Annotated in this window: 22 protein-coding genes; 8 read left to right on the top strand and 14 right to left on the bottom strand. The window is 65.2% G+C overall.

From position 1 onward, the window contains the following. Window positions 1-31 precede the first annotated feature (31 nt). The 9 genes from ACLJEU_RS24480 to recD2 form a co-directional block, all read right to left on the bottom strand. Window positions 32-2,818, bottom strand: coding sequence for a M16 family metallopeptidase (locus tag ACLJEU_RS24480; protein ID WP_414661381.1), 2,787 nt, complete (start codon window positions 2,816-2,818; stop codon window positions 32-34). 172 nt (window positions 2,819-2,990) lie between these two features. Then, complete coding sequence (locus ACLJEU_RS24475) at window positions 2,991-4,019, bottom strand: S1C family serine protease (protein ID WP_414661382.1); 1,029 nt, start codon at window positions 4,017-4,019, stop codon at window positions 2,991-2,993. Between the two features lie 88 nt (window positions 4,020-4,107). Beyond that, on the bottom strand, window positions 4,108-4,446 hold the full coding sequence (locus ACLJEU_RS24470; protein WP_414661383.1) for a peptidase associated/transthyretin-like domain-containing protein: 339 nt from the start codon (window positions 4,444-4,446) through the stop codon (window positions 4,108-4,110). Further along, on the bottom strand, window positions 4,443-5,039 hold the full coding sequence (locus ACLJEU_RS24465) for a single stranded DNA-binding domain-containing protein (RefSeq protein ID WP_414661384.1): 597 nt from the start codon (window positions 5,037-5,039) through the stop codon (window positions 4,443-4,445). The genes ACLJEU_RS24470 and ACLJEU_RS24465 overlap by 4 nt, the downstream gene beginning before the upstream one ends. A gap of 73 nt (window positions 5,040-5,112) precedes the next feature. Next, window positions 5,113-6,804: a vanadium-dependent haloperoxidase gene (locus ACLJEU_RS24460; protein ID WP_414661385.1), complete on the bottom strand. Its 1,692-nt coding sequence runs from the start codon at window positions 6,802-6,804 to the stop codon at window positions 5,113-5,115. A 216-nt stretch (window positions 6,805-7,020) separates the two neighbouring features. Further along, window positions 7,021-10,185, bottom strand: a complete 3,165-nt coding sequence (locus tag ACLJEU_RS24455) for a protein kinase domain-containing protein (protein ID WP_414661386.1) — start codon at window positions 10,183-10,185, stop codon at window positions 7,021-7,023. 47 nt (window positions 10,186-10,232) lie between these two features. Continuing rightward, window positions 10,233-10,907, bottom strand: coding sequence for an RNA polymerase sigma factor (locus tag ACLJEU_RS24450; RefSeq protein WP_414661387.1), 675 nt, complete (start codon window positions 10,905-10,907; stop codon window positions 10,233-10,235). A gap of 278 nt (window positions 10,908-11,185) precedes the next feature. Continuing rightward, window positions 11,186-11,827: a hypothetical protein gene (locus ACLJEU_RS24445; protein WP_414661388.1), complete on the bottom strand. Its 642-nt coding sequence runs from the start codon at window positions 11,825-11,827 to the stop codon at window positions 11,186-11,188. Between the two features lie 180 nt (window positions 11,828-12,007). Then, complete coding sequence (gene recD2, locus ACLJEU_RS24440; protein WP_414661389.1) at window positions 12,008-14,341, bottom strand: SF1B family DNA helicase RecD2; 2,334 nt, start codon at window positions 14,339-14,341, stop codon at window positions 12,008-12,010. Window positions 14,342-14,692: 351 nt separating this feature from the next. Between recD2 and ACLJEU_RS24435 the strand changes: the two genes are divergently transcribed. Then, entirely contained in the window at window positions 14,693-15,151 is a 459-nt protein-coding gene (locus ACLJEU_RS24435; protein WP_414661390.1) for a DUF2721 domain-containing protein, read from the top strand. 43 nt (window positions 15,152-15,194) lie between these two features. Here ACLJEU_RS24435 and ACLJEU_RS24430 read toward each other — a convergent pair whose 3' ends face one another. From ACLJEU_RS24430 to ACLJEU_RS24420, 3 genes are all read right to left on the bottom strand, one after another. Then, window positions 15,195-15,335, bottom strand: coding sequence for a hypothetical protein (locus ACLJEU_RS24430; protein WP_414661391.1), 141 nt, complete (start codon window positions 15,333-15,335; stop codon window positions 15,195-15,197). After that, a complete protein-coding gene (locus tag ACLJEU_RS24425) occupies window positions 15,332-16,840 on the bottom strand; it encodes a sodium:solute symporter family protein (RefSeq protein ID WP_414661392.1) in 1,509 nt (502 codons plus the stop codon). Before ACLJEU_RS24425 ends, ACLJEU_RS24430 begins: the two co-directional genes overlap by 4 nt. A 73-nt stretch (window positions 16,841-16,913) precedes the next feature. After that, entirely contained in the window at window positions 16,914-17,561 is a 648-nt protein-coding gene (locus tag ACLJEU_RS24420; protein WP_414661393.1) for an HAD family hydrolase, read from the bottom strand. A gap of 54 nt (window positions 17,562-17,615) precedes the next feature. Here ACLJEU_RS24420 and ACLJEU_RS24415 point away from each other — a divergent pair, with 54 nt between their 5' ends. The 4 genes from ACLJEU_RS24415 to ACLJEU_RS24400 all read left to right on the top strand — a co-directional run bounded on the left by ACLJEU_RS24415 (window position 17,616) and on the right by ACLJEU_RS24400 (window position 21,558). Continuing rightward, complete coding sequence (locus ACLJEU_RS24415; protein WP_414661394.1) at window positions 17,616-18,743, top strand: MlaE family ABC transporter permease; 1,128 nt, start codon at window positions 17,616-17,618, stop codon at window positions 18,741-18,743. 64 nt (window positions 18,744-18,807) lie between these two features. Then, window positions 18,808-19,578 (top strand): ABC transporter ATP-binding protein, encoded by a 771-nt coding sequence (locus ACLJEU_RS24410; RefSeq protein WP_414661395.1) that lies wholly within the window; start codon window positions 18,808-18,810, stop codon window positions 19,576-19,578. A gap of 313 nt (window positions 19,579-19,891) precedes the next feature. After that, window positions 19,892-20,893, top strand: a complete 1,002-nt coding sequence (locus ACLJEU_RS24405) for an MlaD family protein (RefSeq protein ID WP_414661396.1) — start codon at window positions 19,892-19,894, stop codon at window positions 20,891-20,893. Window positions 20,894-20,940: 47 nt separating this feature from the next. Next, window positions 20,941-21,558: a PqiC family protein gene (locus ACLJEU_RS24400; RefSeq protein ID WP_414661397.1), complete on the top strand. Its 618-nt coding sequence runs from the start codon at window positions 20,941-20,943 to the stop codon at window positions 21,556-21,558. 222 nt (window positions 21,559-21,780) lie between these two features. On the opposite strand, the gene ACLJEU_RS24395 is transcribed toward ACLJEU_RS24400, so the two are convergent. Continuing rightward, window positions 21,781-23,004: an LL-diaminopimelate aminotransferase gene (locus tag ACLJEU_RS24395; protein WP_414661398.1), complete on the bottom strand. Its 1,224-nt coding sequence runs from the start codon at window positions 23,002-23,004 to the stop codon at window positions 21,781-21,783. A 106-nt stretch (window positions 23,005-23,110) separates the two neighbouring features. On the opposite strand from ACLJEU_RS24395, the gene panC reads away from it, so the two are divergent. Next, on the top strand, window positions 23,111-23,953 hold the full coding sequence (gene panC, locus ACLJEU_RS24390; RefSeq protein WP_414661399.1) for a pantoate--beta-alanine ligase: 843 nt from the start codon (window positions 23,111-23,113) through the stop codon (window positions 23,951-23,953). A gap of 155 nt (window positions 23,954-24,108) precedes the next feature. On the opposite strand, the gene ACLJEU_RS24385 is transcribed toward panC, so the two are convergent. After that, a complete protein-coding gene (locus tag ACLJEU_RS24385) occupies window positions 24,109-24,876 on the bottom strand; it encodes a DeoR/GlpR family DNA-binding transcription regulator (RefSeq protein ID WP_414661400.1) in 768 nt (255 codons plus the stop codon). A 104-nt stretch (window positions 24,877-24,980) separates the two neighbouring features. Here ACLJEU_RS24385 and pduL point away from each other — a divergent pair, with 104 nt between their 5' ends. Both pduL and ACLJEU_RS24375 read left to right on the top strand, forming a co-directional pair. Further along, window positions 24,981-25,658 (top strand): phosphate propanoyltransferase, encoded by a 678-nt coding sequence (gene pduL / locus ACLJEU_RS24380; protein ID WP_414661401.1) that lies wholly within the window; start codon window positions 24,981-24,983, stop codon window positions 25,656-25,658. 51 nt (window positions 25,659-25,709) lie between these two features. Next, window positions 25,710-25,979, top strand: a complete 270-nt coding sequence (locus ACLJEU_RS24375; protein ID WP_414661402.1) for a BMC domain-containing protein — start codon at window positions 25,710-25,712, stop codon at window positions 25,977-25,979. Window positions 25,980-26,014 lie beyond the last annotated feature (35 nt).

Below are 26,014 nucleotides of genomic sequence, written 5' to 3'. Positions count from 1 at the left end.
ACTGCGCCAGTGGAGCAGGACGCGGGCCCGACTATTTGGCCTTCTCGGCGCTGAACAGCGTACCCGCTTTGATGATATAGAGGTCGCCCGGACGGAGGTGCTTTTTCACGGCCGCGTTGACCTGCTCCGGCGTGAGCGCCTTGAGCGTCGGCTGGTAGCGATCGAGCCACGTGAGATCGTAACCGCGGTGCACCGTTGCCAGGATCGTGCCGGCGAGTCCGTCGGTTGTGGCCGTGCCGATTTCGAACTGCCCGATGAGATTGGTCTTCGTGCGTTCGACTTCTTCCGGCGTGACGCCCTCGTCGTACCAGCGCGTGAGCTGGTTGCGGGCGGACGCGATGCCCTTGTCGAGCAGCCCGGGTGCGAACGTCGCCGTGATGGACCAGGCCCCGTCGTTGAAGGTGTCGCCGGCGAGCGAGGAACCGATGCCGTAGGTCAGCCCTTCCTTGTCGCGCACGTTGGCCATCAACCGCCCGGTGAAGCCGCTGCCGAGAATCGCGGTGGCGACGCGCACGGCCTGGTAGTCGGGATCGCTGTACTTGAGACCGCTGGCCTGGCCCATCACGACCGACACGCTGGTCTTGCCCGGGACGACGACGTCCTGGTTGCGCGACGCATCGGTGCCCGTGGCTTTGGCGGCGCGGATGATCGCCGAACCGCCGGTCCAGCCGGCGAAGGATTTTTCGATTTCGCGGTGCAACTGCGGCACATCGAGGTCGCCGACCGCGACGAGCGTCAGGTGCGCCGGGCCGAAGTGACTCTTGTGAAACGCGACGACGTCCTCGAGTTTCGCGGACTCGATGGCGGCGAGGAGTTCCTCGGGGGCGGGTGAGCGATTGGGATGACCGACCGGGTAGATGGAACGGCGGAAGGCGTCGCCCGCGCGGAAGTTCGTGTCTTCGAGCTGCCGCTGGAGCATGCCGGCAAACTGTTTCTTGGCCTTCTCGAACTGTTCGGCCGAGAGGGCCGGGGTGCGCAGCTGTTCGGCAATCAGCCCGATGACGAGCGGGGCGTCGGGCTTGAGGCACTTGGCGCTGATGTCGACGGTCTGCGTCGAGACATTGAAACTGATCGTGGCGCCGACACGCTCGAGCATCTCCGCGATGGCGAACTTGTCCTTCTGCGTCGTGCCTTCGTCGAGCAACATGCCCGTGAGCGTCGGAATGGCCGGATTGCCATTGCCGGCAAACGCATCGCCGGCGGGCAGCGAACCGCGTAGCGTCACCACGTTCTTCACACCAGTCGGATACGCGATGACGTCGATGCCGGCGATTTTGGCGCGCACGGCCTTGGCGGCAATGTTGGTGGGCGCGGCCGCGCCGCCGCCGGCAGCGGAGGTGGCGCCGGTGCCGGGTTGGGCCTCGAGCGCCGAGAAGTCTTCGCCGGGCGTGCGGTAGAAATAGGGGCCGTCGCTGACCTTGGCGTTTTCCTGCAGGGCAGGCTTTTTCGCGGCGGGTGCGCCGCCGCCGGGCGTGGTGGGAATGAACCAACCGGTCGTGCTTTGATCGACGTTGAGGTACTGTTTCGCGACGCGCTGGACGTCGGCGGCCGTGACCTTGCGCGTGGCTTCCTCAATGCGGTAGAAGAGCGTCCAGTCGCCCGCGGCGATGCACTCGTTCAGGTTGCCGGCGATGGCGAACGAGCCGTCGCGTTGAAACGCGGCGTCGGCGAGCGTCTTCGCGATCGCGGATTTCAACTCCGCGTCGCTCACGCCGTCCTGCTTCAGGCGTTCGAGTTCCTCAACGGCGATCTTCTCGGCGTCCTCGTGTTTCGAACCGGGCGCGAGCGGCACAAAGATGATGTGCATCGACGGATCGCGGTTGAAGCCCATGAACGCCTGCACCCCGGTCGAAATGTTTTTGTCCGTGATCGCCTTGTACATGCGGCTGTTCTTGCCGTCGGTGAGGATGGCGGTGAGCAGCGCGTAGGCCGGATAGTCGGCGTGCGTGGCAGCGGGGACGCGGTGACCGATGGCGACGACGCCGAGCTGGCCGGGGCGTTTGACGGTGACGCGGCGCGGGCCGGTCTGCTCGGGCTCTTCCGTGTAGACTTGGGGAATCGGCTTCGGCGCGCGCGGGAAGGCGCCGTAATATTTTTTGACCAACTCGAGCGCCGCGGCGGGTTCGAAGTCGCCGATGAGTGAGGCGGTGGCGTTGTCGGGCCAGTAGAAGGTGTCGTAAAACTCCTTCAGCTTCTCGATCGACACCTTCTCGATGTCGCTGCGCCAGCCGATCGTGCTGTGGTGATAGGGGTGAGCGACGAAGGCCGACTGGAAGATTTCCTTGATCAACGCCTGGAACGGCGAGTTTTCGCCGCGTTCGAATTCATTGCGAACGACGGTCATTTCCGGCCGGCGATCCTCCTCCCGGAGCCAGAGGTTGCGCATGCGATCCGACTCAATCGCCATGTAGGATTCGAGATGGCTGCGGCCGATGTTCGCGTAGTAGTTGGTGCGATCCAGCCAAGTCGTGGCGTTGTAGAGTCCGCCGATGCGCTCGAGGAACTGTTTCACGCTGTTGCCCTTCGCGTCGTTGAAACTCGGGCTGCCCTTGAACATCAGATGCTCGAGCAGATGCGTCGCGCCCGTCGTGCCGGTCACCTCGTTGCGCGAGCCCACGCGATACGTGACCATGAAGGTCAGCGTCGGACTCGAATGTTCCGGCTGCAGCAGGACCGAGAGGCCGTTGGAATCGAGCGTGTATTCGGAGATGTCGCCGACGGTCTTGACGAACGTGAAACCCGGCACGCTCGCGGGCGGCTGGGTGGCGCTGAAAACGGGCGCGGCGAGGAGCAGGGCGCAGAGGACGAAGCGATGCATGGTGAAGGGAAATCGAGACGATGGACACTACGCCGCGGGGAAGGCGGCGCTACGCTGGCGGCCACTGTGGGTGGCGCCGGACCCGACGCCAAGCCGTTTGCGGCGAACAGTGGTAGACGGTGTGCGGGTCGGGAGAGGACGTGGGATGAAATCGGGCGGGAGTGCCGGGACGTCAGGTCACGGGCCACTCCAGCGGCGTGACGGCGAGTGTGAGCAACTCGACGCCTCGCAGCACCCGTACTTCCGCCGCCCGGCCGATCCGATCGGCCGTGAGCGTGCGATGCAGGGCTTCGATTCGGGGCGTGTCAAGGTGGTCGAACGCCACGATGACGTCGCCCTCGCGCATGCTGGCCCGGGCGGCGGGACTGCCGGGCTCCACTCCCGCCACCCGTACTCCGCTCCCGGCTGCGAGTCGGTAGGCCAGGACGAGTCTCCGGAGCAGCGGCACCGTCTGGCCTGCCACGCCGATGAAGCTGCGCCGGACGCGGCCTTCCTTGATGAGCCAGCCGGCGACCCAGTAGGCGATGTTGCTGGCGATGGCGAAACAGATGCCTTGGGCGGGGCGGATGATGGCGGTATTGACGCCGATGACGCGGCCCCGGGTGTCGATCAGCGGCCCGCCGGAATTACCCGGGTTGAGCGCGGCATCAGTCTGGATGACGTTGTCGATGGTTCGGCCGGATTGCGCGCGGAGGGAACGGCCGACGGCGCTGACGATGCCCGCGGTGACCGTTTGCTGGAACCCCATCGGACTGCCGATGGCGACGGCGATCTGGCCCGGCTTGATGCGATCCGAGTCGGCGAGTTCGAGATGCGCCGCGTCTGCGGCGTTCACCCGCACGACCGCGAGATCCGTGTCGGGATCGTCGCCGATCAGATCCGCCCGCAGCCGCCGGCCGTCGGCGAGGACGACATTGATGTCGCGGGCGCCGTGGACGACGTGGCTGTTGGTCAGCGCATAGCCGTCGGGCGAAATGAAGAAACCCGAACCGCTGCCGACCGGGGCTTCCGGATTCCGTTCGGCGGACTCGGGACTGCCGCGCACTTCGAGATGAATGACAGCCGGGCTCGCGCGATCGACGGCGCTGGCCACACTCTCCGAGTAGGCATCCAGCAGCTGGCGATCGTCGGGTTTGGAATCATGGGCCGCGATGCCGGTGACTCCGACCTCACCCGGTGAGTGAACGAGTTGAGCGCGCATGAAAGCCCAAGCTGCATGGCATCGCCGGAATCGCAAATGGGCGCCCGCGCCGGCGGGTGCAGCCGCGAGCGCGAGCGGGAGGATCGCACTAGTACCGAATCAGAATTGGCGGGATGTCCTGCCACTGTCCCGGTCTCACCGTGATGGGGTAGCGGAGATTGTTGGCGATGATCACATAGCTGCCGGGGGCAATGCCGCGCAGGGCATACATGCCATCCTGGCCCGTGGTGGCGGACGCGACGAGCCGAGGTTGGGCAGGCGGCGCGACCGCGGTCCAGATGGCCACCTGCATTCGTGCCACCGGAAACGCGGTCGGCGAATAGCGGTGAAGTCCGTCGACCCGGCCGCGCAGATCGGTCGCCGCGGACGAGGCCACGATGCAAAGCGATCCAAGTGCAGCGAAGATGGAGCGGAAGAGCGGCTTCATTGGGACGAGGGCTCGAGGTAAGTCTTGTCAACGTACAGCTTTCCGTCGCCTTCCTGGGCGATGACGATCGGTTGTTTGAAACGAACCTTCGTGCCTTGAATCTCGATGCGTTCACGCACGGCGGGATCGTCCAGATTGATCGCCTCCCGACCGAACTTCGGCGATTCAATCGTCACGATGGAACGGGGAAGATCCGGCCCCAACGAGGGGATTTTGACCTGGACGAACTGACTGCTCTTGGCGACCCCGTCGGGTTCTAAGGTCACAACGAGTGGCGGTCGGTTAATCACAGGGACGGACTTCCCGTTACTATCCTTGAGTTCCACATTGGCTGAGATTTCCCACACGCATGAGATCGGACTGAGGACTGAAGAGATCCCCAGGTTGATCGGGTGATAACCGGGAGCGAAGACAGCCAGGTAGCCGCCAAACGCACCGGTGGCGCGAATCTTCCAGTTGCTGACGACGCCCTCCGCGGTGACTTTCGACTGCGGAAACAGACGGTAGAGAAGAATCGCCGGAATCAAGGGCAGGACGATCCAGAGCGTCACGAGGATCGTGATGAGATAGATGGTTTCGGAGCGTGGGGTCATGGGACGGTTGGGTTGGGCTGAGGGCGAAACGCGACCCGCGGCGGTGGTTCGGCGGCGGGTTCAGCCCGGAGGGTTAAGGCACTTCGTAGGCTTCGATCAGGGCGATCCCGCTGGCGGACGTGGTGCTGCTGACGTGCACCGAATAGGCGCCCGGCGACAGCGTCGTGAGCAGGGCGGCGTCGAGAGAGTTGGCGGCGAGGGGAAAGGCGCCCGCGCGTCCGCTGGCTGTCGTCAACGCCGCACTTGCGGCGGCTCCGCCGGAAGACCAGTTGTCGTTTTCTGCGACCGTGCGGCCGGCGCCATCATAGATAACGATCCGAGGATCGGCGAGTGCGGCCGTCACGCCGTAACCGGCGAGCGCGGGACCGACGCCGCGAATCAGGACCTGGCGGGATCCCGCCCCGACCACGAATCCGGCGACGAGCGTATCGGCGCCGGTGCCGGCGCGGCCGCGCAGAGCGAGATTCACGAGGCCGCTTCCGGCCTGCGGCAGCAATGCGCTACGCACGATTTGCCCCGCGACCGCGTAGCCGATCGACTGGCCGAGCGTGCAGGCCGTGCGGAAATGGAAACCGATGTTGATTCGCGCCTCGACGATGGCGTCCGAGTAGGCGCTGAAGCTGGTGAACACCGGTGTGATCGCCGGCGCCCCGGGATTCGTCGTGGTCAGCGTGAAGGTCGTGTCATCGCCGAGAATCGCGGCGGCCACCGCTAGCATGGCTGAGGAGACAATCGCGTGCCCCGACAAAAACTCGGGGTGCGACGGCGTGGCCCCGAGCGGCACCCAGGCTGAATCCGGCGCGGTCGCGACGTTGCCGTCCTCGTCCGCGAACGGAATCGCCTGCAGCGGGCGCCAGAGACCGTATTTGTATTTGGATTGAAAGCACACGATCGTCGCGTCGTTCGCCGCGATGTTGAGCAGCGCGAACGTGCGGGCGTTGTCCACCAGCCGGGCGTTTGCGGGCAGCGCTTGGCGTACGTACGTGTTGATGTCGACGCCGTCGGCGACGTTGATGAACTGCGCGAGAATCGCCTGCGCTGCCGTGCGGACCGTGCTGACGGTGCCGCCTTTCGCCTTAACCTCATTCACATCGGCGGCGTACGCGGCCGTGGCCATGGCCGCGGCGCGATCGGCGTTGCCGTAGGGCGGGCCCGGCTCGAACGCCGCGGGATTCGTAAGCGCAAACGGGGTGGTCACGGTCATGCTCAAACCCCCGGCGGGCGCGGCGGCCAGCGGGGCGTGACGCCAGTAGCCGGCCGCGCTGCTGCCGGTGTACGTCAGCACCTGCGAGAAGCCGTCGTTCGCGCGCCAGGCCAGGATTTGTTGCGCGACGGTTTCACCCCAGGCGCGACCCGACGCGATCGACTGGCTGTTGCCTTCGCTGCCGGGAATCTGCGCGAGCGAAGCGGCGAGCTGCGTGTCGAAGAGTGCCTGCTTCGTCGGAAAGAGACTGAGCAGCGTGGTGTAGGCGGCCTGCGCGGCGGCGGCCTCGGCGCGCGCGCCGGGAGGCGCTGGATCGGTGACGCGCAAGGGAGCGTATTTGCGGGCGATGCCGTTGACGGCGTCAAAGATCGCGCCGTGGACGATGGCGGAGGCCCGGACCTGAACGGCGGGCGAAGGCGTTGGATTCCGCAAGGCCGACTCGAGGGTGGCGTTCCAATCGGTGACGACGTCGGCGGATACGCCGAGGCCGAGAATGCGGATGAAAAGCCCGGCGATGAGAACGCGTGACAGAGTGCGGGTGTGAGCTGGGAGGACGTGCATGACGGGCAGGGGTTGTTTTCGCGATCGGGTGGGAACGAAGCCGAGGGTCCGGTCGCGGGTGAGCCGAGACGGGGTGTGGCTTACCTGGGTTCTAACGGAACCAGGTCGAAATGTTACACGGGCCGGCGGAATTTCTTCGCCCCGTCGTCGGCGAGCGCATTTCCGTCGACCGCCACACGCGCGCTCGGGGCCCGCGCGCGCGTAACCGGATTGGCCCTACGGGCGCAGCGCCAGTCTTGCGGAGTCGGGCGCAGCTTCGGCGTCTGTCTGACTGAAGGGTGCGGCGCGGAAGAAACGCAGCGTGCCGTCGCCCAGGGCGGCGGCGAGAATGTTGCCGTCGGGTGAAAACCGCATGAGCCGCACCTCCTGTTCGTAGCCTTCCGGCAAGCCTGCATAGAGCGGCAGGTTCGAGACGTGGCGCCGCAGCGGCACGCTGCAGAGGATGATTACCTTGTCGCAACTGCCGGCCGCCAGGGTCTGGCCATCGGGGGAAAAGGCGACAGCCCAGACCGGCCGGTTGTGAGCGTTGAAGGTGGCCAGGGTGTCGCCCGTGGCGGCGTCGATCAGCTTGGTCGTGTTGTCCATGCTCCCGGTCGCGAGGTAGCGACCGTCCTCCGAGACCGCGAGCGCCGTGACACCGAGCTTGTGCGCCCTGAAAGTGAAGCGGGGTAACCGGGTCTCGACGTTCCAGACTTGAATCATGCCGTCGGGCAGACCGACGAACATCGTCTGACCGTCAGGGGTCAGTGCGATCGTGTGCGTGGAAAGCATCTTGCCGGCGTTGATCCCGTCGCGCGCGCTGGGAATTTCACAGAGCCGGCGTTGCGCGCGCGTCTCGCGCTGTTCGGCCACCAGCGCGACACGCTCTTTCGGCGTGAGAGGCCCGACCTGCCAGTTGACCAGGCTCGGGGATGCGGACGGGGCGTGCGCCTGCGGCGCTCCCTGCACTGACCAGCGTTGCACCACGCCGTGGAAGTCTTCGCTCAGCAGCGATTCCCCGTCGGGTGAAAAAGCCACCGATCTCACATCGCTCGGAAATGTCGCCACGCTTTCCATGGTGTCGGTGCGCCAGATTGTGATCGTACCGTCGGCTGCCGTGCCCGCGAAGCGTTTGCTATCGGGTGAGAACGCGATGCCGGGCGTGCGGTCAGCCGGTCCGGGTCCGCGCAGCAGCTTCAGTTTCTCGTCCGGGAGTCGCCGCGCCTTGGCTGGCCAGATGTGCGCGAGTTCATCCTCCGCGCCGCTCACCAGGCGCTGGCCGTCGGGCGAGAACGCGAGGGAGTGCAGGGTGCTTTCGTGACCGAAAAGGCGCTCCGTCCTGGACCACGACGAGGCGGACCAGATGCCCACTTCACGGTTGTTGCCGCCGGCGGCGAAGGACTGGCCGTCGGCGGAAAACGCGAGGGCCCACACGGGATCGAGAAACGCCTTGAGCGCCCGTTCCATTTTTCCGTCGCTCACCCGCCAGATTTTCAGCACGCCGTCGAAGCTGGCTGAGACTAGGCACGTCCCGTCAGGCGAGAGCGCCAAGCCGGTCACCGGTCGAGGATCCCGCAGGACTGCCACCTCGCGATTCGTTCCAAGATCGACGACGACTATGGCGCCCTCCAAATGGGGCCCTGCGACCGCGGCGGTGCGCCCGTCCGCGGCCATCGCGGAGCACGCTTCCAGTGGCAACGGCGCGCCTTTTTCCTGCGGACCAGGCGCGCCGAGGGAGCGCAATTCCGGCCGGCCGTTGGAGCCAACGATGACTGCCTGCCGTCCGTCAGGATGGAGCGCGATCAGTTGTCCCGTGGGCGCGAGGACCTGTTTCAGTTCCCGCGTGCGCAGATCGAATTGCCAGAGGGATTGGTCCGGCCGGCTGAAGACGAATTCCTGTCCGTCGGGCGTGAAGCCGCCTGCCTGGGCCACGTCCGGGACGCTGTGGGTTTCCCGTCCGCTCGTCGGCTCCCAAAATTTCAGACTGCGGTCGTGGCTGTGGGTGGCCACGCGGTTGCCGTCGGGAGAAAACAGCGCCGCGGTCACCATGTGATCGTGGCCGCGCAACGTCGCGAGGGCGTCAGACTGCCCGCGGTACCAGAAGTGACGCCACTCGAAACCGCGGACGTCCCGCCCATCGGTTTTCGGCCGCGTGCGGTCGAGGGAGTGGCGGAGCGATTTGGGATCGTAACCGGCGGCGGCGGTGAAACCGAACGAGGCCACCAGCATGTTGGCGGCGTAAAGGTCGTCCTGAGCTTCGCGCAGCGCGATCTGTTCCTTGGCTCGGGCATGTTCGATGCGCCGGGCCGACGTATAGAAGATGACGGACGTGGCCGTGAGGGCCAGGACGACGGTGGCAGCGAGCGCCGCAAACGTCGGATGCCGCCGGCCCCAGCGCCAGAGTTGTTCGGGGGGCGAGACGGGTCGCGCCAGGATCGGCTGACCTTGGAGGAAACGCTGCAATTCCTCCGCCAACACCCGCGCAGAAGCATACCGGCGAGCGGGATCTTTCTCGAGGCACTTCAGGGAGATCGTCTCGAGATCGCGAGGCACTGTGCGGTTGATGTCCCGCGGGGCGACGGGCTCTGCGTTGAAGACAAGCCGCAGGGTTTCCTCCACCGTGTTGCCGAGAAACACAGGCCGTCCCGTGAGCAGGGTGTAGAGGATTGCACCGAGCGAATACACGTCGCTCGTCACCCCGACGTCCTGCTGCCGCCCGGCGGCCTGTTCCGGTGACGCGTAGTTGGGCGACCCGAGCATTTGTCCCGCCAGGGTAGCGTCCGACCCGCCGCGAAGCCGCTTTGCCAGACCGAAGTCCGCGACCCGCGGCTTGTCGTCCCGGTCGATGAGCACGTTGGAAGGCTTCAAGTCGCGATGCAGGATGCCGCGTTCGTGCGCAAAATAGACGGCTTCGGCGATGGCGTGGAGGTAGCGTGCCGCGCGGGTGGGATCGAGGGGCAGGCCTCCGGCCACCTCGGAAAGGTTACGTCCCTCGACGTAGTCCATCGTATAGTAGGGCTGGTTGTCCCATTCGCCGAACTCGTGGATCGCGACGATACCCGGATGTTGCAGCGCCGCGGCCGACTCGGCCTCGGTTTGGAAGCGGCGGAGCAGCGACTCGCTCGAGTACGCTCCCGAGATCAGCACTTTGAGCGCTACCGTGCGATTGAGGCGGGATTGCCGGGCCTTGTACACGACGCCCATCCCGCCCCGCGCGATTTCCGTTTCCAGTTCGTAGGCCCCGAAGGGGCGCGGCAGCTTGAGGGCGCTCGTCATGATGACGGTGGTGTCGGGATCGGTGTCGATCAACGCGCTGCGCAACATGCAGGCGGTGCAGAAGCCATCATTGGCCGCGGTTGTGCGGGTGGAACCGCAAGTCTGGCAGACGTGCGTCGGCGTCATGGGTGAAGGGGGTAGCCAGCCTGTCCTAACGGAAAATCGTGCCGTTGTTACACGCTCAGTGCGTCGAGCAGGTGCCGAAGCTCATCGTTGACGTCGTCCGGATTGACGACGGTGTGGGCCACCTCGGCCTGCAGGCATTCCTTGAAACGGAGGCGGAGACGGTGGACCGCGACCCGGACCGCCCCTTCCGTGGAGCCGAGCTTGCGGGCCAGATCGGCGTGACTGGCCTCGCCCCGACCGCCCCACAGCACGCTGCGCAAGTCATCGAAGAGTGGACCCTTGCCCGCCGCCGTGTATTCCTGCCGCAGGATTTGAAGAACCTGTTCGAGCAGGCTTGCCGCCCACTTCTGATCGAACAGCCGCTCCGGAGTCAGCGTGGTGCTCGGTTCGTGCTGATAACGCGCCTCGGCCTGGAATTCATCGAACGAGACGATGACCGTGCCGCCGCCCCGCTTGAGGCTCCCCGCGCGTGCCCGGGCGTTGGCGTGAAAATTTTCCAGCGCGCTCAGGAGGAACGTGCGAAACCGTCCGCGTTCGCGGTCGGCGCGCGCGATGACAGCCTTCTCCAGCAGGAAAGCGAAGAACGACTGGATCAGGTCTTCCGCATCGTGGGGCGAAAGTCCCCGGCCCCGCGCGTGAAAGTAGAGCGGATACCAATAGGCGCGGCACAGCTGCTCGAGGGCGGCCGCACTATCGGCGGAAGTCGAACCGCCTGCCGTCAAGACAACCGTCCATCGGGTGGTGGCAAAAGCCCGGGCGCCACGATCTGCGTGTGACTGGGGCAACGGCGAGGACACAGCAGGCGTTGCCTTAGCTGAGTATGCGCCAATGTGCTATCCCAAAGCCGATAGATTCCGAAGTATTAGAGCGTCGGACGCTTGGCCGGGGGGCCGCCACAGATTGCCGACAGCTGGCGGATTCGTCAGGGCAATGGTTCCAGTACGGATTTCGGGAGTGGATCTCTCCGCTGTGTCGGCCGTCCGACCCTAATCCTACCGACTCAGGCCAAGCGGCGACGCAAGGCGAACAACCCGACGAGCGCCGAACCGAGGAGTGCGAACGTAAACCCGCCGTCGGGCGTCCGGCTGCCGACGTTGGCGGTCACGAAGCGGAGGGTATCGAGGGAATAGACGTCGGACAGCGACTTCACGGTGACAGAGGTGAAAGCCACGTTGCTCACAAAGCCGGCAAACTGGCCCGTGCCGCCAACGGGGAACGGATCAAACACACTGGCGATGACCTCACCGGTGTTCGTGGTCAGCGAATAGGCGCCATTGGCCGTCGCGAACGTGTTGATATCGATGCCGAAGGCCGTCAGCGCGCTGCCGAAGGTGAACGTGATCTGGTCGGCCACGTCAAAAAACTCCGTCGGCGTGCGGCCGAGTCCGTTCGCGCCCGTCGATGTCAGGAACTGTGACGTGACGATCGAGATCCCCGTGCTGGAATTGTAGGTGATTCCGCCGAGCGAGGCCCCATTAGCGACGGTCGTACCGACGACGTAGGAGTCCCAATTCTCGACCGATGCCCCGGGATAGGTTGAAACGAACGAAGCACGGCTGGCAAACGCCACCGCAGCCGCTTGAACGGAGGAGACGGCAAAGAGCGCGGAGGCGACAAGGACGAGAGAGGGAATGGTTTTCATGCGCTTGAGCCTTCGTTCGCATGCCTTGTGCCACTCTAGGTGCTTTCAGGTGTGGTGCGATGTAGGAGACGCGGGGTGGCGCACTTAGAAATTCTGACAGCGCAGACAGGAAGCTCCTTTCGACGCAGGAGCGTCAAGTAATCCGACACTATCCCGTAATCGTGCCGGAAAAGTTGCCAGTTATCGCGGCGGTGATCCTGCGGAGTGCGGCATCAGGGGAGTGATCCGTTGCTGCAGGTGCGTCACGCGCTGCTTCGACTCGCTGTTGCGCACGGCCATCACGTAGGCGGCGGGCTCGCCGACGATGAACACCTTTTTCTTTCCCCGGGTGATGGCGGTATAGAGCAGGTTGCGTTGCAGCATCATGAAGTGGGCCTTGAGCAGCGGCACGATCACGACGGGGTACTCGCTGCCCTGCGACTTGTGGATGCTGATGGCGTAGGCGAGCGCGAGATTGCCGGTGTCGCCGCGGTCGAACTCATGCCGGTCGCCGTCGAAATCCGCCTGGAGCGTGCCGGCCTCGGGATCGACGGCCACCACGGTCCCGATGTCGCCGTTGAAGAGGTTTTTGTCGTAGTCGTTGCGCAGCTGGATGACCTTGTCGCCGGGGCGAAATTCTCCGCCGGCCGCCCTCAGTCCCTTGGTGTGGCCATTCAGCGTCGCCTGCAGCTGGGCGTTCAGATTCCCGACGCCGGCTACGCCCTTGTGCATCGGCGCCAGAATCTGCACGTCGTTCACCGGGTGCGGCCATTTGAGCATGCGCGGAATGAACTCAGTCACGAGCTGCTGCACCTTGCGGATGCAGTCCTCCGCGTCGCTGGCCGCGACGAAGTTGAGATCCGACCAGACCTGCGCGCCCGACACCTCGGCGATCACCGGGGGCAGCGACGGATCGCCGGCGTTGATCGCGTGCGCGGTCGTCACGATCAGGCTCTGGCCCTGTTGCCGATAGATCACCGACAGGCGCGTCGTGGGCACGGCGGGAGCGTCGGCGCCCTGCGCGCCGCTGCACGCGATCAAGTCCTTCAGTACGTTGCCAGCCCCGACGCTGGGTAACTGATCCGTGTCGCCGACCAGGAGCAGGTGCGCACGCGAGGGCACGGCCTGCAGCAGCGCAGCGGCGAGCCGGGTGTCGAGCATCGAGGCCTCGTCCACGATGAGAAAGTCGGTCGACAGCGGCGTGTGCTCGTTGGCGGTGAAACCGCCCTTCGCGGCGTCGAACTTGAGCAACCGGTGAATGGTCGAGGCGTAGCCGCCGGTCGTCTCGGAGAGTCGTTGCGCCGCGCGGCCGGTTGGGGCGGCGAGGTGCACGCGGACTTTCTTCGCCTTCAGAATCTCGACGAGGGCGCGCAGGATCGTCGTTTTGCCGGTCCCCGGACCACCGGTGAGGATCGAGAGCTTGCTCGTGAGCGCCGATCGCACCGCCGTGCGCTGCAGTTCGTGAAACACGAAACCTGCCTTTTGCTCCGCCCATTGGACGGCGGCGTCGACTTTGATCGGCGGTAGCCCACTGGCGACACGGACCAAGCGCGCCACGGTGGCGGCGATTTTCTGTTCGGCCCGATCGTTGTGCGGCAGCTGAATCAGGCTGGGACCGTGACCGCCCTCGGTGGCATGTTCCGAAGCGACCGGGGGCGGTCGCGGTCCCAGGTCGTGCCGCACGATGGCCTTCGTTTCGACGAGCGCGGCGATGCGGGCTTCGACCAGCTTCGAATCGGTTTCCAACAAATTCGCCGTGTAGTCGCGGAGCTCATTTTCGCCGTAGGCGGTGTGACCGTCCTCCTGCAGGATTTCCAACGCGTAGAGCAGGCCGGCGTCGAGTCGCGGCGGTGCGTCGTTGGCGAAGCCGAGGTTGATGGCGATGCGATCCGCGGTCTTGAAGCCGATGCCGTCGATTTCGCGGGCGACCCGGTACGGCTGCGTGGTCAGGATGGCCTTGGCCTCGCCACCGTACTGTTTCACCAGCTTGATGCACTGTGACGGCGTGACGCCGTAGGTCTGGAGAAAGATATACAGCTCGCGCTCGGTGCGTTTGGCGTCCCAGGCGACCTTGATGGCGCTGGCGCGTTTTTTGCCGATGCCCTCGACGTCGCGCAGCCGGCCCGACTCCTCGCTCAGCACCCGAAAGGTGTCGGTGCCGAACGCATCCACGATCTTGTTCGCGTACACCTTGCCGATGCCCGGCACGAGGCCGCTGCCGAGGTATTTCCGGATCCCATACACGCTCGCGGGCAGTTCACTCTTGAAGGTCGCGATCTTGAACTGCGCGCCGTGCTGGGCGTGACGCGTCCATTCACCGGCGAGGTGCAAGGTCTCGCCGCATTCCACGCCCGGGAGCGGGCCGACGATCGTCACGAGTTCCGGCCGCGTCTTGGGTTCGACGCTGCCAGTGGCCCGGGCGGGCGCGTCCGGCCGGAACTCCGCGATCGTGTAGTGGTTTTCCTCGTTGAGAAAGATGATCCGTTCGACGACGCCCGTGAGCGTCGCCGCGGGCTGAGCAGAGGAAAGTTTCACCACAACGGAACACGGATGGACACCGGGCGGAAAAAGTGAAGCCGAAGCGGGAGCGTGGCTCCTTTTAGCTGAAACAACTCAGCTGCCCGCGAATCACGCCCATGGACGCGAATGAGATCAAACAAGAGCAAGCCCTCATCCGGCGGTGAGCGTAGTCGGGAGCGGACGGATCTCATTTTGCCTCAAAAATTCGCGTCGGTTCGCGTGATTCGCGGGAGCTCTTCTCTCTTCACTCTTTTCAGTATGATGTCGGTCTAGCGCCGCCGTCGCCCGGAACAAGCCACGGACGTACCCAAACCGGATGGGAAACCGAGATTGCGCCCGGCACCACGCGGGCGGCAGTCTGCCCGGGTGGTACCGGACACCTCGAGCGGCTTCCTGAACGTCATCCAGACGGCGATTACGCCGGTCATTCTGTTGTCGGGCGTCGGTGCGCTCATGCTTACGCTGACCAATCGCCTGGGCCGCGTCGTCGATCGCACGCGCTCGCTCGCCGGCGACCTGCGGCACGGGCCGGCGGAACACCGGGCCCATCTTGAGAGCCAGCTCGCGATTCTGTGGCGGCGCGCCCAGCTCATGCGCCGGGCCGTGACCTACGCCGCGCTCAGCATGCTGAGCTCCTGCCTGCTCGTGCTCGCCATTTTCATCGACGCGTCGGAGCGGCGGGAATTCGGCCTGGGCCTCGTGGTGATTTTCATGGCCAGCATCCTCTTGCTGATCGCCGCACTGGTCGCGTTTCTCCGCGACATCTGGCTTTCTCTGGAGGCGCTGGCGCTCGAGGTGGCCAAGGCGCACGAGCCGGGCCCGTGACCGCTGGCAGCGTCCCGGCCGACGGCGGTGTGCGGCCGCGACGTTACTCTTTCTTGGAGAGCGTGCGCGTCAGCTCGCGGACTTCGCGTCCCGCCTTGATGCCGACATAAAACACCAGAAAGCCGTACCACGCGATCGAGGCGAAGATGAGCGCGGACCAGAACCAGATGAGGACGGTATTCATGACGCGGAGACGGAGGCGGAGCGCGGAGCGGGCGGGGCGGAGAGGAGCGAGCCGACCACCATGCCGACGCCGGCGAGGAGGAACGACGAGGCGCCGGCGACTTCGGGCGGAATGCTGTAGGTCTTGCCCAGGATGAGAAACACGATGGGACCGACCGCGCCGAGCACGAGGGCCGCCGCGGCACCGGTGGAGTTCGCGCGGGGCCAGTAAAGCCCGGCGACGAGCAGCGTGAAGACACTCGCGAGGTAGATGTTGCCCGTGACCGCGAGATAATCCCAGGCGTTGCCCGGCAGCTCATACCACAAGCCGTAGAACAGCAGAAAAACGGCGATGCCCAGAACCAGACCGCGCGTGAGCCGGAGCTCGCCTTTGGGCGAAAGCGGCTTCTTCAGGCAGGGCGTGACGATGTCGTTGTAGATTACCGTGGCCCAGGTAAGCATGTATCCGCTATCCGTGGACATCTCGGCTGCGAGCATCGCGGCGACGACAATCCCGATGACGCCCGCCGGCAGCACGAGGCTGAGGTAGTTGGGCATCGCGGTCAGCGAGGTCAGATCCTTCGGCAGCCCGCCGTGCTGGCTGAACCATACGAACGCCGCCGCGCCCCAGAGCCCCGGCAGCAGAAAACGACCCACAAAGTAGAACGACGTGCGGCGATACATTGTCTTGGCCGTCGCGGCGTCGCGGGCTGCGAGCACCCGGCTGATCTGCGTCTGCCAGGTCGTCGCACACGCGATCTGAAACGCGAACTGCCAGACGAGATAACCCCAGCCGAAGCTGGAGCTGTGCAGCGGATTGAACGGGTGGGCGACGAGTCCTTCCTTGGCGCCCACGGCACCGCCGGTGGCCCACGCGGCATTCAGACCGTCGAGCAGATTGCCCCAGCCGACGTGCAGGATCACCAGCACGGACGTCACCACAATGCCGACGCCCATGACGAGGAATTGCAGGTAGTCGGTGATGAGGACCGACAGCATGCCGCCGAGCGCGGTGTAAACGAGCACGAGGCCGAGCAACGCCGTCATGACCCACTCGAGCCACTGCGGGGGAATGCCGGTGGCGTAGACGAGAAACTCGCCGCCAAGGCGCAGGAAGATGCCCATGTTGAGCAGGCCGCCGAGGACGACAAAGAGCCCCGCGAGCCAGCGCACGCGCGGACTGAAGCGTTTCTCGAACAGTTCCGGAATGGTCATCACACCCGCGGTGCGCAGCGGACCGATCACGAAGCCCGTGCGGCCCACGAGCCAGATTGCCGCCCACATGAGCAGGCCGATCGCCGCGCCGGCGAAACCCTTTTCGTAGCCCAGCTGCGCCGTGTACATGATCGTCACAAGGCCGAGCTCCGTCGCCGCGAGCGATGCAATGCCGAGGTTGACGTCCATCTCGCGCCCGGCGACCGCGAAGTCCTGCACGCCGCGCACGTAGCGCCGCATCCACAACCCCGCGGCCATGCAGCCGCCGAGGTAAATCAGAATGATAATCCAGTCGATCGGGGTGAGCGTCATCGGGGCGGAGTGGAGTCCGTGTCCGCACCTTGGCGGGCCGGGGCGTGCGGGGAAAGCGGAAAGACGTCCGGTCTCAGCCCGAGACCAAGCTCGCCTGCAACGCGATCAAATCGGGAAACACCGCCTCGGCGCGCGCGGTGCGGAGCTGCGCGGCGTCATGCGTGCCGGTCGTCACCGCCCAGCAGACGAACCCGCCGTTGTGCGCCGCCTGCACATCGAAGGGCGAATCGCCGACGAGCATCGTCGTCGCAGCGTCCGCCTTGAGTTGCGTCAGCACGTGCGCCGCGAACTGCGGCTGCGGCTTCAGCCACGGCGTATCGCCCGCGCCGAAGATGCCGGCGAGGCTGCGGGTGAGGCCGAGATGCGCGCAGATCTTCCGCGCGTGATCGCCGCGCTTGTTGGTGAACACGGCCACGGTCGCGCCCGCCGCGCGCTGCGCGGCGATGAGTTCCTTTGCGCCCGGCAGCAGTGTCACGTCCTCGAGCAGGATCCGATCGGTGTACGCGACGTGCGCCTTCACTGCGTCCGCGATCAGTTCGTCGGGCAGGAAGTTTCGCATCGCGTTCTCGAGCCCGCCGCCGACGGCGCGCCGCACCTGCTCCATCGTGGGTGCCGGGCGGCCGAACGTGGGCAGGATGTGGACGTAGCTGCGATGAATGGTCGTGAACGCGTCCACGAGAGTGCCATCGAGATCGAGCAGGAGGGTGGCGAAGCGCGGCATGAAGCGGGAGAGAATTGGTTTGGCGCGGAGCACTGTCACGAGTGAAGTGCTGCGATGTCAGCGAGCCTGGAAACCGGGGAAGCGAGCGCCACCGCGATGGAGATCGACGGCGGGCTCGACGTCGCCCTCGGCGGGACCTGGCAGATCACCTCCCCGCGACCGTCGTGGAGCCGCCTGCTCGGCGATCGCAAGCCGGCGCGCGTGCGGGTGCGCGTTGACGACGTCACGAAGTGGGACACCTCGCTGCTGCTGTTCCTCTTCGAGATGCGCGAGTGGAGTCGCGCGACGGGCGTGATGTGCGACACCGGGGCGCTGCCGGAAAAAATCCGGATGCTGCTGTCGCAGTTGCTCGGCTCGCACGAATCGAGCGTGCCGTTCGATCGCTCGGTCACCTTTCTCGCCTCGATCGGGCTTGCCACGCAGGACTCCTGGCGGAAGGTGCGCGAGTTCTCGCGGTTCGTCGGCGACTTCGTGATCAGCGCGGTGCAATTCGCGCGCTCACCGCACCGGTTCCGCTGGGGCGATTGCATCAGCGAAATGCAGCAGTGCGGCGCGATGGCCCTGCCGATCGTCAGCCTGATCAGCTTTCTCGTTGGCGTGACGCTTGCCTACACGGGTGCGATCGTGCTGCGGCAGTACGGCGGTGACATCTTCATCGCGGATCTGATCGGCCTCTCGATGGTGCGGGAAATGGGCGCGGTCATGACCGCAGTCGTGCTGGCCGGGCGCACGGGCGCGGCGTTTGCCGCGACGCTCGGCAACATGAAGGCGAACGAGGAAATCGACGCCCTGGAAACCCTCGGCATCTCGGCGGTGCATTTCCTGGTCCTGCCCCGCATGCTCGCCCTGCTGTTGATGATGCCGCTGCTGACGCTCTACGCCAACGCGCTCGGTATCCTCGGCGGGATGGCGGTCGCGCTCGGGTTGCTGTCGATTTCACCGACGGCCTATTGGATCGAGATGCTCACCATCGTCGATCTGTCGGACCTCTTCGTCGGGATCATCAAGGGCACCACGTTCGGCTTCATCATTGGACTCGCCGGGTGCCTGCGCGGCCTCCAATCGGAGCGCAGCGCCGTCGGCGTGGGCCAGGCGGCGACGTCCGCCGTCGTGACCGCCATCCTGCTCATCATCGTCGCCGACGCGATCTTCGCGGTCGTCTTCAACATTCTCGGATGGTGAACGCAGGCCACATCACCGGCAGCGCGCGACGGAGCGGACGAATCCCGGTCGGAGGCGCGACGCCATGAACGCCGCCACCAGCACGGCTCCCGCCATCGAGGTCGTGGATCTGATCTGCGGCTACGACGGCGAAGCCATCCTCGAAAACGTCTCCTTCACGGTCCGGCGCGGCGAGATCTTTTTCATCATCGGCGGTTCCGGCTGCGGCAAGAGCACGTTGCTGCGGCACATGGTGGGGCTCAACCCACCGCGCGGCGGGACGGTGAAGTTCTTCGGCCACGAACTCGGCCTGAACGACGTCGCGGCGCGCCGCGAGCGGCTGCGGACATTCGGGATGCTTTTTCAAAGTGGCGCGCTGTGGTCGTCGCTGACCGTGCGGCAGAACGTGGCGCTGCCCCTCGAGGAATACACGAGCCTCTCCAAGCGGGAGATCAACGAAATCGCCACCCTCAAGCTGGCGCAGGTGGGACTCACCGGCTTCGAGGATCATTATCCCGCGGAAATCAGCGGCGGCATGAAGAAGCGCGCGGGCCTCGCGCGCGCGCTCGCGCTCGATCCGGAGATCGTGTTTTTCGACGAACCGTCCGCCGGCCTCGATCCGGTGACGTCACGCAAGCTCGACGAACTGGTCCTGCAGATTCGCGAGACGTTTGGCACCACGATCGTCGTCGTGTCGCACGAGCTGGCTTCGATTTTCAGCATCGCCGATCGCGTCATCATGCTGGAACGCGCGGCCAAGGGGATCATTGCGGAAGGCCCGCCCCGCGAGTTGGCCCTGAACAGTCGCGACCCGCGGGTGTCGGAGTTTCTACGCCGGACCGACACTCTGACTTAGCCGGGCCGGGTCGAGGCCGTGGAAGGTCGAGGGTCGGAGGTCGAAACGTTGAAAGGCGAAAGTGGGACGGAGCCCAGCGCCCGCCGTGCGGTCAGTTTGTCGTTTAGTGGACGACAACCTCGGGCGGCGGGCGCATCGTGCGAAGACGGGCAGTCGGACCGTCTTCCGCGTCGTTCCACTTTCACCCTTCACCTTTCAACCGACGTGTTCAGGTTAGACAGAACGTGCAGAATGAACCCACTATGAAGCCGGACGCTGCCGTCCCGGCCCTCCCTTCCATGGATTCGAATCACTCTCCCCGCGCCCACGCTCTGTGAAGACGAAGATCAGCCCAGCGTTTGTCGGAGCCTTCGTGATCGGGGCGTTTGCCCTGGGGATCATTGCGCTGCTCTCGTTTGGCGGGATGAGTTTCTTTTCCAAGCCGCAGCGGTTCCTCGTCTACTTCGACGAATCGATTCACGGCCTCGACGCCGGCTCGCCGGTCAAGCTCCGCGGCGTGCGCGTGGGTCGCGTGGCCACGCTGAACATCCGCTACGATCAACAGAACAACCGCTCCGTCGTCGCCGTCGTGTGCGAATTCAGCCGCGACGTCGTCACCGACAACAAGGGCGTGGTCATCGACGTTGCGAGCCGCGCGGAGCTGCAGACCATGATAGATCGCGGCCTGCGCGCACAGCTCGGCACGCTCGGCCTCGCGACGGGTCTGCTGTACGTGGAACTCGATTTCAAGGATCCGAAGGAATACCCGGCCGATCCCAAGCTGACGGACCCGCGCTACGTGGTCGTGCCTTGGGTGCGCTCGGTGGTGTCAGAGTTCCAGGCCAGCGCCACGGAGATTCTCGCGAACGTGAAGAAGATCGATTTCGACGGGCTGTCGCGCGAGATCAAGGGCCTGCTCGCCGACGGCCGGAAGCAGCTCGCGGGCCTCGATCTCAAAGGCACGGTCGAACAATGGAAGCGCACCGGCGCCCAGGTGGAAGCCGTCGCCAGCAGCCCGGAAATCAAGCAGGTGCTCGTCAACCTGAACGGCGCGATGACGGATCTGCGGAAAACGATCGCGCGCCTCGACTCGCAGATCGAGCCCAGCAGCCAGGCCCTCGCGGCCACGCTCAAGGAGGCCCGCGCGGCCATGCAGACGTTCGATGCGGCGGCCGCCGCCACGCAGAAGTTTTTTGCGGGCAACGCGGCGCTCGGCGACGAAGTCACCGTGGCGCTGCAGCAGCTCGGCGACGCGGCCGCGTCGGTGTCGCGCCTCGCGGAATTTCTTGAACGCAATCCCAACGCGCTGATCGTCGGCCGCAAGCGGCCCGAGTAACTCCGATGGCGACTCACTCCCTGCCGGCCAGCCCGGACCGTTTCCCGATGACCACGCGTGTTCGCCGGGCCTTGCCTTGGATCGGCGCCCTCGTGCTGGCCGGGAGTTTGACCGGTTGCTCAATTCTACCGAAGGCCCCGGTCGACGCCACGCGGTACTATCTGCTGTCGGCGCCCGCCGCCGACGCCGCGCCGCAGGCCAACGCGCCCGTGGTGCAGATTCGTCCGATTGAGCTGGCCAGTTATCTGCGCGGCCGGCCCATCATCGTGCGCCGCGGTGACAACGAGATTGAATTTCGCGACTACGCGCGCTGGGGCGAGCCGCTGGAGCAGGGCATCGGCCGGATTTTGCGCGAAGGCCTGCTGGCGCGCGGCGCGGCGGGTTCGGTCGTCATGGCGGGCGGACGCCGCGATCGGTCTGTGACACCAGCCTACGATGTGGCCGTGCGCGTGCTGGCCGCGGAGGGCAGCGCAAGCGGCGCCGTCGAATTTCGCGCCACGTGGGAAGTGAGCCGGAGCGACGCAAAAACCGCGCCGGTGGCCACGGGCAATTTTCATCCCGCCGATTTGCGCTGGGACGGCAAGACCGAGGCCTCGCTCGCTGCGCAACTGAGCAATGCAGTCGCCGCACTCAGCGCGGAGATCGCCGCGGCAGTGAAGAAGTAAGCGGGGCGAGGCTGAGCCGGCGTGTTTCGAAAGCGTCGTTTGCCACCGGCGTGCGGCCCAAGCAGCCAAGCCCATCGACCGCGGATTTCGCAGATAACGCGGATAACTTCTTTAACCGCATAATCCGCGCAATCCGCGGTTAAGTTCGAGAACCTGGGCGCCTGGTCTTATACCCATCGCTCGTAGCCACGGCTAAAGTCCAAAGGCAAAGGGCGATTGGTCCTACTTCAACGCCGCCGCGATCCGCGTGAGCGCGGTCTCGACGTTCTCGCGCGAGTTGAAAGCGCTGATCCGCACGTGGCCCTCGCCGCACTTCCCGAAGCCCGCGCCGGGCGTGCAGACGACCTGAGCCTTCTCGAGCAGCGTGTCGAAGAACGCCCACGAGTCGCGTCCGGTGTTCACCCAGATGTACGGGGCGTTGTCGCCGCCGATGCAGGAGAAGCCCAGCTTGGTCATCGCGTCGCGAATGAGCTTCGCGTTGGCGAGGTAGAAGTTGATCAGGTCGCTCGTCTGCTGCTTGCCCGCGTCGGTGAAGATTGCCGCCGCTGCTTTCTGGATCGGATACGCGACGCCGTTGAACTTCGTCGTGTGCCGGCGATTCCAGAGCGCGTGGAGCGGGTGCGCGTTGCCCGCCGCGTCGTAGGCCATGAGGCTCTTCGGGATCACGGTGTACGCGCAGCGTGTGCCGGTGAAGCCGGCGGTCTTGGAGAAGCTGCGGAACTCGATCGCGACGTCGCGGGCGCCCTCGATCTCATAGATGGAGTGGGGAATCGCGGGATTCCGGATGTAGGCCTCGTAGGCCGAGTCGAAGAGGATGACGGCCTTGTTCTTCTTCGCGTAGGCGACCCAGGCCTCGAGCTGCGCCTTGGTGGCAACGGCGCCGGTCGGATTGTTCGGGAAGCAGAGATAAATCAGATCGGTCGCCACATTCGGGACCGATGGCACGTAGCCGTTGGCCGGCGTGCTCTCGAGATAAGTGATGCCCTGGTAGCGGCCGTCGATGCTGGCGCCGGTGCGGCCCGCCATGACGTTGGTGTCGACGTAAACCGGATACACGGGATCGGGAATCGCGAGCCGGATGTCCTGCGCGAAGATCTCCTGGATGTTGCCGCAATCGCACTTCGAGCCGTCGGAAATGAAGATCTCGTCGGCCTCGATTTTGCACCCGCGTGCCGCGTAGTCGTGCTGCGCGACCGCCTCGCGCAGGAACGCATAGCCCTGCTCAGGGCCGTAGCCCTTGAACGTCCCGCGTTTCGCCATCTCGTCCGTCGCTGCGTGCAGCGCTTCCACGCACACCGGAGGGAGCGGCTCGGTCACATCGCCGATGCCCAGCCGGATGACGGGCTTCGCCGGATTGGCGGCGACATAGGCGCTCACGCGCTTGGCGATGTCGCTGAAAAGGTAGGAGGCCTTCAGCTTGGTGTAGTTTTCGTTGATGCGAATCATGACGGTGGGTGGAAGAGGGAAGCGATGACCGGGCGAAAAACTTGAACAAACGGGTCGCGTGGGGTTAGTTCAAGCCCGACGTTGTACCCCCAAGGCGAACGGCTTCATGCAAAAAATCGAATCTGTGCCCGAGATGCGGTCTGCGACCGCGCAATTCAAGCAGGCGGGCAAGACCGTCGCACTCGTGCCCACCAGCGGAGCCTTGCACGAGGGCCATGCGGCGCTGATCGCGCTGGCTAAGACGCGCGCCGATGTCGTGGTCGTGTCTGTTTTCGCCAATCCGCTGGCGTTTGGCGCGAGCGAGAATTTAGCGCGCTATCCGCGCACGCCCGAGTCGGATGCGCGCCTGTGTGCCGAGCTCGGTGCCGACGTGGTGTTCCTGCCTTCGACCGAGGAAATGTTTCCGCGGGGATTTTCGACGTTCGTCACGGAAGAGGCCGTCAGCAAACCGCTGTGCGGCATCTCGCGGCCGTCGCATTTTCGCGGCGTCACCACCGGCATGGCCAAGCTGCTCAACGTCGTTCAACCCGCGGTGGTGGTGATGGGGCAGCGCGATGCGCAGCAGGCGGCCGTGGTGCGCAAGATGATCAAGGATCTGGAATTTGGCGTCGAGGTGGTGGTGGCGCCGATCGTGCGGGAGAGCGATGGCCTCGCGGTCACGGTGCGAAATCGCGAACTCACGTCCGGCCAGCGGCTCGAGGCGCTGGCGATCCACGGCGCGCTGCTGAAGGCGAAGGAGATGGTGGCGCAAGGCGTGCGCAGCACGGATCGCATCATCGCGGAAGCGACGCATCTGCTCGGCGAGCGCCGGCGGATCCGCGTGATCTACATTTCGATGGTCGATCCGCTCACGATGGAGCAGATGAAGGAAATGGTTCCCGGCGCGACCCTCCTGGCGATCGCGGCGTGGATCGACGAAATCCGCGTCATCGACAACGTGATGCTCTGAGGGAACGGCGGGATCGCCCGCGAATGACGCGAATTCACGCGAATGTCTACTTTGCCTGACAACCGCGTTGCCGGCTTTCGCAGCCTCTGAGACCGGGTGGGTCGGCCCTGCACCGGTTCGGATTCGCTCCGGTTCGCGTGATTCGCGGGCTGCCGCTATGCTGGCGGCGCCACGACCACGTCGATGCCCTTCGCGCGAAGCTCGGCGACGAGATCAGCCGGGGCTTGGGCGTCGGTGACGACGATATCGACGTGCGAGAAATCGCAGAGGAAGAACGTCGAGCGCCGGCCGAACTTCGTGTGATCAAAACAGAAGATCACCTTCGCCGCGCCCGCCATCATCGCCCGCTGGATATCGACGATCAGCGCGTGCGAATTGTAGATGCCATCGGCCGAGATGCCGCTGCCGCTCAGAATCGCGACATCCGCGTGCATGCGCGAAAACGTCTCCACCGCGTGCGGCCCCACCAGCGTCCCGAGCCGCGGATAAATCACGCCACCCGACAGGTGCACTTCATGGCGGTTCGATCCGGAAAACAGATTCGCGACCGGCAGCGAGTTGGTGATGATCTGCGCGACCTTTTCACCGAGATGCTTCGCGACGTGAAAGCACGTCGTGCCGCTGTCGATGATCACATTCTGGCCCGGCGTGATCAGCGCCGCACACGCCTCGCCGAGCCGCTCCTTTTCCCCGACCTGGTGCGTGTCGCGCACGTTGAACACGAACTCGTCGCTCTTCGGCGGCTGGAGGGTTCGGGCGCCTCCATGGGTCCTTCGGATGGTCTTGCCGGCCTCTAGGGCCGCCAAATCGCGCCGGACGGTGGAAATGGACGCACCCACGGATTGGGCAAGCTCCTCCAAGGAAGCGAATTCCGCCTTCTGGAGGTAGGCTTCAATCTTCGCTTGGCGCTCTTCGGGGTGCATGCTTCTGGCGTTTTTTGGAATCTTTTGGAAGGAAATGCAATGTCTACCTTGACTCCTTGGTCATTTTCCGGCGGAAATTGCCACCCTTCGCACCGAATTCTACCATGTCGTTGCCTCCACCCCTTCCTCATCGCGTCGAGATCGAGCACCTGGTGCGGCGGGCGATCTACCAGCGGTTGGGCAAGGAGGCGCCCCGGACAGTGCAGGCGCCGAATCCGCTGCTGGTGAATATCAGTGCGCGGCACTGCCACCTGACACCCGCGGCGGTCGAAGCATTGTTTGGCAAGGGCGCGAAGCTGACGCCGATGAAATGGCTGTATCAGAAAGATCAGTTCGCCGCGAAGGAGATGGTCACGTTGATCGGGCCGCGCAGCCGGGTGATTTCCAATCTGCGAATTCTCGGGCCGTGTCGTGATCTGAATCAGATCGAACTCGCGCTGACCGATTCGATCGCGCTCGGCTTCGACATTCCGATTCGCTCCTCCGGCAACATCGCGGGCACGCCCGGCTGCATGCTGATGGGCCCCGCGGGATTTTTTGAAATGCCCGAGGGCGTGATTCGCGCCGCGCCGCATGTGCACATGAATCCCGACGACGCCGCCTTCTACGGCGTCAAGGCCGGCGACTACATGCGGCTGCGCGTCGGCGGTCCGTGCGCGGCGACGTTCGATCGGATGCTCGTGCGCGTGCATGCCGATTTCAAACTCGAGGTCCATATCGACACGGACGAGGGCAACGCCTGCGCGCTGCAACCCGACACGCCGGTGGAACTGCTCAAGTAAGCCTTTCGTCCTCTCGCAATCCCCAGCTCTCACTTCTCAACCAATACTCGCATGAATGAATCCATCGGCATGGTAGAAACCCGTGGCTATGTAGGCAGCGTCGAAGCCAGCGACGCCATGGTCAAAGCCGCGAACGTCACTCTCGTTCGCCAGATCCAAATCGGCGGTGGCCTCGTCACCGTCGTCGTCAAAGGCGACGTCGGCAGCGTGAAAGCGGCCGTCGAAGCCGGCGCCGAAGCTGCCAAGCGTGTGGGCGAGCTCATCTGCTCGCACCTCATCGCCCGCCCGCATGCCGATCTCATGCGCACGCTCGGCCTCTGAGCCGCGCTTCCACTCTCACTTCTCACCTCCTAACT

Source organism: Terrisphaera buseokensis, from assembly GCF_047521145.2.
In the GTDB taxonomy this organism is placed as follows: domain Bacteria; phylum Verrucomicrobiota; class Verrucomicrobiia; order Opitutales; family Opitutaceae; genus ER46.
This window is presented reverse-complemented; position numbering and strand designations above follow the sequence as displayed.